This window comes from Nocardiopsis listeri, from assembly GCF_020741345.1.
In the GTDB taxonomy this organism is placed as follows: domain Bacteria; phylum Actinomycetota; class Actinomycetes; order Streptosporangiales; family Streptosporangiaceae; genus Nocardiopsis; species Nocardiopsis listeri_A.
Window position 1 is genome coordinate 1 of the sequence record NZ_DYZD01000456.1, and the last position, 4862, is coordinate 4862.

5 protein-coding genes are annotated in these 4862 nt (G+C 64.9%); 1 reads left to right on the forward strand and 4 read right to left on the reverse strand.

Features of this window, described 5'->3' with window-relative positions; genetic code table 11:
* The 3 genes from K8V84_RS24760 to K8V84_RS25945 form a co-directional block, all read right to left on the reverse strand.
* Positions 1–280, reverse strand: a 280-nt coding sequence (locus K8V84_RS24760) for a transposase (protein ID WP_369696669.1), incomplete at its 3' end; no start/stop codon positions are given.
* Between the two features lie 60 nt (positions 281–340).
* Positions 341–778, reverse strand: a complete 438-nt coding sequence (locus K8V84_RS24765; protein ID WP_304079121.1) for a transposase — start codon at positions 776–778, stop codon at positions 341–343.
* Positions 779–872: 94 nt separating this feature from the next.
* A complete protein-coding gene (locus K8V84_RS25945) occupies positions 873–1322 on the reverse strand; it encodes a transposase (protein ID WP_369696672.1) in 450 nt (149 codons plus the stop codon).
* Between the two features lie 798 nt (positions 1323–2120).
* Between K8V84_RS25945 and K8V84_RS24770 the strand changes: the two genes are divergently transcribed.
* Positions 2121–3578, forward strand: coding sequence for an MDR family MFS transporter (locus K8V84_RS24770; protein ID WP_304079123.1), 1458 nt, complete (start codon positions 2121–2123; stop codon positions 3576–3578).
* Between the two features lie 171 nt (positions 3579–3749).
* Here K8V84_RS24770 and K8V84_RS24775 read toward each other — a convergent pair.
* A partial coding sequence (locus K8V84_RS24775) for a tetratricopeptide repeat protein (protein ID WP_304079125.1) occupies positions 3750–4862 on the reverse strand: 1113 nt, incomplete at its 5' end.

Consider the following 4862-nt stretch of genomic DNA (forward strand, 5'->3'; position numbering starts at 1 on the left):
CGTAGTCCCTGGCCAAACGCCGGTGGGCGGCCAACCACGCCGGCGAGCGCTCCACCACCCACCGCCGTGGGATCACCGCGAACCCCACCTGGCCAGGAGCCTTGCGCACGATGTGCACCGTTGTGGCCACGAACCTCTCGGCCCGGGCCACCAGCCTTCCTGCGAACCCCGCGTCAGCGAACACGAACCGCACCGGTGTGCACAGGTACAGGCTCAACAAGGTGGTCCTGGCCCCGTCCCGGTCCTGGACGGATGCGGCCATCACGCACACCACCAGCAACAGCCCCAGGGTGTCGGTGACGATGAACCTCTTGCGGCCGTTGACCTTCTTGCCCGCGTCCTAGCCCCGGGTGCCCTGGCCGACGGTGTCGGCGCCCTTGGTGCTCTGGGAGTCGATGATTCCCGCCGAGGGCTCGCCACTGCGCCCCTGAGCGGTGCGCGGCCGGTGGCGCAAGGCGGCCATGACCTGCTCGGTCACCTTGGCTTCCTCCCAGCGGAGAAGTACCAGTACACGCCTCTGCCAGGGTGGGAAGTCCACGGGCAGATGCCGCCAGGAGCAACCAGTGCGCACCACGTACAGGATCGCGTCCACCACGTCACGGCGGGGGTGCTTCTCGGGTCGGCCTCCGGTGTTGGCCGGTGGGGGCAGGGGCTCGATCAGGGCCCACTGCTCATCGGTCAGGTCAGGGGGCAGGTCGGTCGTCGAGGCATGGTGGCCATGCTCGCGACCTGAAGGCAGCAGCGTGAGCGAAGTGCCCGGACCGTTACCCCTTCTCAAACACGCTCTGAGCTGGCCACTTCGGAGGGTGACTTCCCTGACCGAGTAGAGGAGGTCTTGTCGGCTCCACCGGATAACCAGGGAATCCTGGGACTTAACTGACACAGACGGCATGATCGGCCCACACGTGTCGATATGCCGGGCCGGGGGTTCCCATCGCTTCTCGGCCCCGCTGGATCCGACACCCCATGAGATGCTGCTTCGGCTTGTCAAGCAGCCGTTGTGAGGCCAGGGTTCGGTATAGCTGAGGCGTGGTGTAGCGCTTGATGCAACGTCGGATCTCCCTGCTGGTCTTGCCCTGACCCGTGCGCCGTTGGACATAGGCACGCGGGGGCGTGTGATAGGCCATCCGTACCAGTGCGATGGTGTTGATCGCCTGGTTGAGGTGGCGGTTCCCGCCCCGGTTGAGTCGATGACGCAGAGTTTTTCCTGGGGACGCTGGGATGGGGCACGTACCAGCCAGTGCCGCCATCGCCGCTTCTGAGCGCACGCGCCCGTGCTCGGAGTAAGCGCCCCAGAACGCGGCTGCGCTGACGGGCCCCACGTCCGGCAACGAGAGAGATGGGGTGCTTGCTCCTGGGTCAGGCGCTCGATTCGGGCGATCCCCAAGGACAGGGGTTCGTTGCGTGAGCGTCAACCGGCGATGGGCCGAGGGTCACCGGCCCCAGGTAGACCCTGCACGACACCCTGCCGGGCCTGGACCGCGAGACCGCCGTGTGCCTGGTGGTCTCCACCCTCGATCAGGAACGGGTCAAGGAAGAGGACATCGGAGGTATGAGTCACGCCATGTGGGGACGGCACGGGTACGTGAGCGTCCGCCGATGGTGGGAACCGGCCGACGAGCGGGGACAGAACTCCTGGAGACCCGGGTCATTTCGATCTGTTAGGCGAGGGCCTGTCGCCCGACGAACTCCAGCATCGCTGCACCGACCTTGCCGGCGGGACGGTGGTGGACCTCTGGTGGGAAGGGGCTCGACTCATCTGGGAGGAGGATGGGACCGGGCCACATGGCACCCAGCGTGTGTCGGCCAGGGACCGTGGTGAGCGGCAGGACGCCTTTCGGCGGTTGTACCCGGACGTGAGCATCGCCCGGTTCACCTGCGCGGACCTGCGGAGACCGGGGTACATCCTGGAGTCGGTGAAGGGGGAGGAGAGGGGAGACCTCACGGAGATGGAACAGTGAGTCATCGTCCCGGAGCCGGACAGACGTGGAAAGTGATCCCACGACGGGGCCCACGACGGAGCGGTGGAACATGGCCGAGGGGAGCGACCCGCCGACGCCACCTGCCCACCGAAAACCACAGGAACCCTGGCGGACACACTGCCGGGGACCAACGACCACATGAGAGAAGATTCCACCTTGACGAACGGGGACGAAAAACCGGCTGACGCGCACGATCCGAATCCGGTGAACCGGAACGTTGTTCTGGCCGTATTGGTATCCGGTGCGTTCGTCGTCATTCTCAACCAGACCCTGCTGAACACGGCACTGCCCGCGTTCATGCGGGATTTCGGTATCACCGCGAGTGCGGCACAATGGGTGACGACCAGTTTTATGCTGGTCAACGGGATCATGATCCCGATCACCGCATTCCTGATCCAGAACTTCACCACACGCTTCCTGTTCCTGGCCGCGATGGGGATCTTCATCGCCGGAACACTGATCTGCGCTCTGGCCCCTGTCTACCCTGTTCTGCTGCTCGGGCGGGTGGTCCAAGCCGCCAGCGGTGGAATGATCATGCCGTTGATGCAGACGATTCTCTTCGCGATCTTCCCTCGGAACAAACGGGGTACGGCGATGGGCACCTTCGGGCTCGTCATCTCCTTCGCCCCCGCCATCGGGCCGAGCCTGTCCGGGTGGATCGTCGATCACCTCCCCTGGCAGGTCCTGTTCTACATGATGCTGCCGATCGCCTTCATCGTTTTGATCGTCGCGTACTTCATCCTTCGAAACGTCACCGAACGAACCTTTCCGCGTCTGGACGTTCTGTCGATCATCCTCTCGTCCTTGGGATTCGGTGGCCTTCTCTACGGGTTCGGAACGGTCGGCGACGCGGGGTGGGCGACCCCCCAGGTCCTGGTGCCGTTGATCATCGGTGCGATCGGGCTGGTCCTCTTCATCCTGCGTCAGCTGAAACTGGATGAACCGATCCTCGAACTCCGAGTGCTCCGATACCCCATGTTCACCCTCAATACGGTACTGGGGATGCTCGTGTTCATCACCATGATCGGAGGCATGCTGATTCTTCCTCTGTACATGCAGAACATGAGTGACTTCACCGCGATGGAATCGGGTCTGGTCCTTTTGCCCGGGGCCGCCGTGATGGGGTTGATGTCGCCGGTCACCGGAAGAATCTTCGATGCCATCGGAGCGAAGTGGCTTTCCGTCATCGGATTCACCCTGCTCACCGTCACCACCTTCATGCTCACCGTGCTAACCGTGGACACGTCGTTCACATACCTCGCGTCGGTGAACACGGTGCGTATGCTCGGTGTTTCCATGGTCATGATGCCGGTGACCACGGCGGCGCTCAATCATCTTCCGCAGCGACTGATCCCCCACGGGACGGCGCTGAACAACACCATGCGTCAGGTCGCCTCCTCGATCGGAACGGCGGTTCTGGTCAGCGTCATGACCATGGCCACTCGTGATCCCGAAGTGTACGGAGCGCAGGGGCTGGTCCACGGCGCGAATGTTTCGTTCCTGGTGGCCGCGATCATCGGTGTGGTCGGTATCTTCGGTTCATTCTTCATCAAGCACTCGGATGGGCGTGGCTCACAGCCCACGAACTCCGAGTAGCGACCGGTCGGGTGTTTCATCGCGATCGAGCCCTGAACCTCACCTGGGGAGGTTCACGGCCGGTCGCCTCGGGCGCACTGAACGACCGGCGAGGCGGCACGGAGTCGGAACCCGTCCACGGGACAGGAATCCGTGGACCGATATCCACCTCTTGGTACGCGACCTTCTCGATCAGAGCTGAGACCACCCGGGGCCGGTCGCGTTGTCCAGGTGGGCGATGATCTGCTCGCGCAGGCGCTCGGCTCGGGGATCGGTGAATCCGTCCAGGGCCGCGAGGGCCTCGCGCCGGTGTTCGAGGGCGCTGTCCTGCTCCCCGGCGACCTCCAACACGCCGGCCAGGTGTTCTAGGCAGACCGTCAGGTTCCACCTGGCCCCGTGCCTTCGATAGCCGTTGGCCGCCTGCTGATAGAAGCGCACCGCTTCATCTGGGCGTTCGAGGGCTTGATAGACCTCGCCCACGCACTCGAAGGACTCGGCTTCACGGACGTGCTCGCCGATCACGCGGTGCAGGGCCGCCGCCTCGTGGAAGCGGGCCAAGGCCTCTTCATGATGGTGGAGCATCGCGCGCGCCCGGCCTAGTTCCAGGTGGGCGAACCCCTCATAGACGGTGAGGTCGAGGTCGTGAGCGATGTCCAAGGTCTTCTGGGTCAAGGCCAGAGCGAGGTCGGCCCGGCCCTCTTCCCTTCGGGCCGCGCTCACGGCGCTCAGACAGGCGAACTCGCTTGCCCGGTCCTTCGTCTCTCGGTGGATGCGCAAAGCCTGGTCGGACAGGGCGACCGCTTCCTCTCGCTGCCCCAGCTCAAGGAGACAGCGGACCAGGTTGCCCAAGGCGATCCCCTCCCACAATCGGTCACCGAGGTCTCGGGCGGCAACGAGGGAGCTTTCGAAGTCCTCGCGCGCCCGGTCGAGCTCGCGACCGCGTAGGCGGGCCAGGCCAAGGGCGTTCGAGGACATGAGGACCCCGCGTTCGTCCCCCAGCGACCGCCTCATTTCCAGCGCGCGGGTGTGGTGCTCGATGCCTTCGTCGGGCCGGTCGGCCTGAAGGTGGGCCATGCCCAGTCCTTCCCACAGATCGGACTCGGCCCGGGGGTGATGATCTCTCCGCAGCGCCGCCAGACCGTGGCCGAGCATCCTGATCCACGGCTTTCCGTGGACGGGAAAGTGCCTCAGCACGTGGGGGAACCGCCAGGTGATGCCGTCCAAGCCCTGGTCGGCGGTCACCTTCGCGACGGCCATCAGGTTCGCCTCCTCCAGCTCGAACCAGCGCAGTGCGTCGGAGTTGTC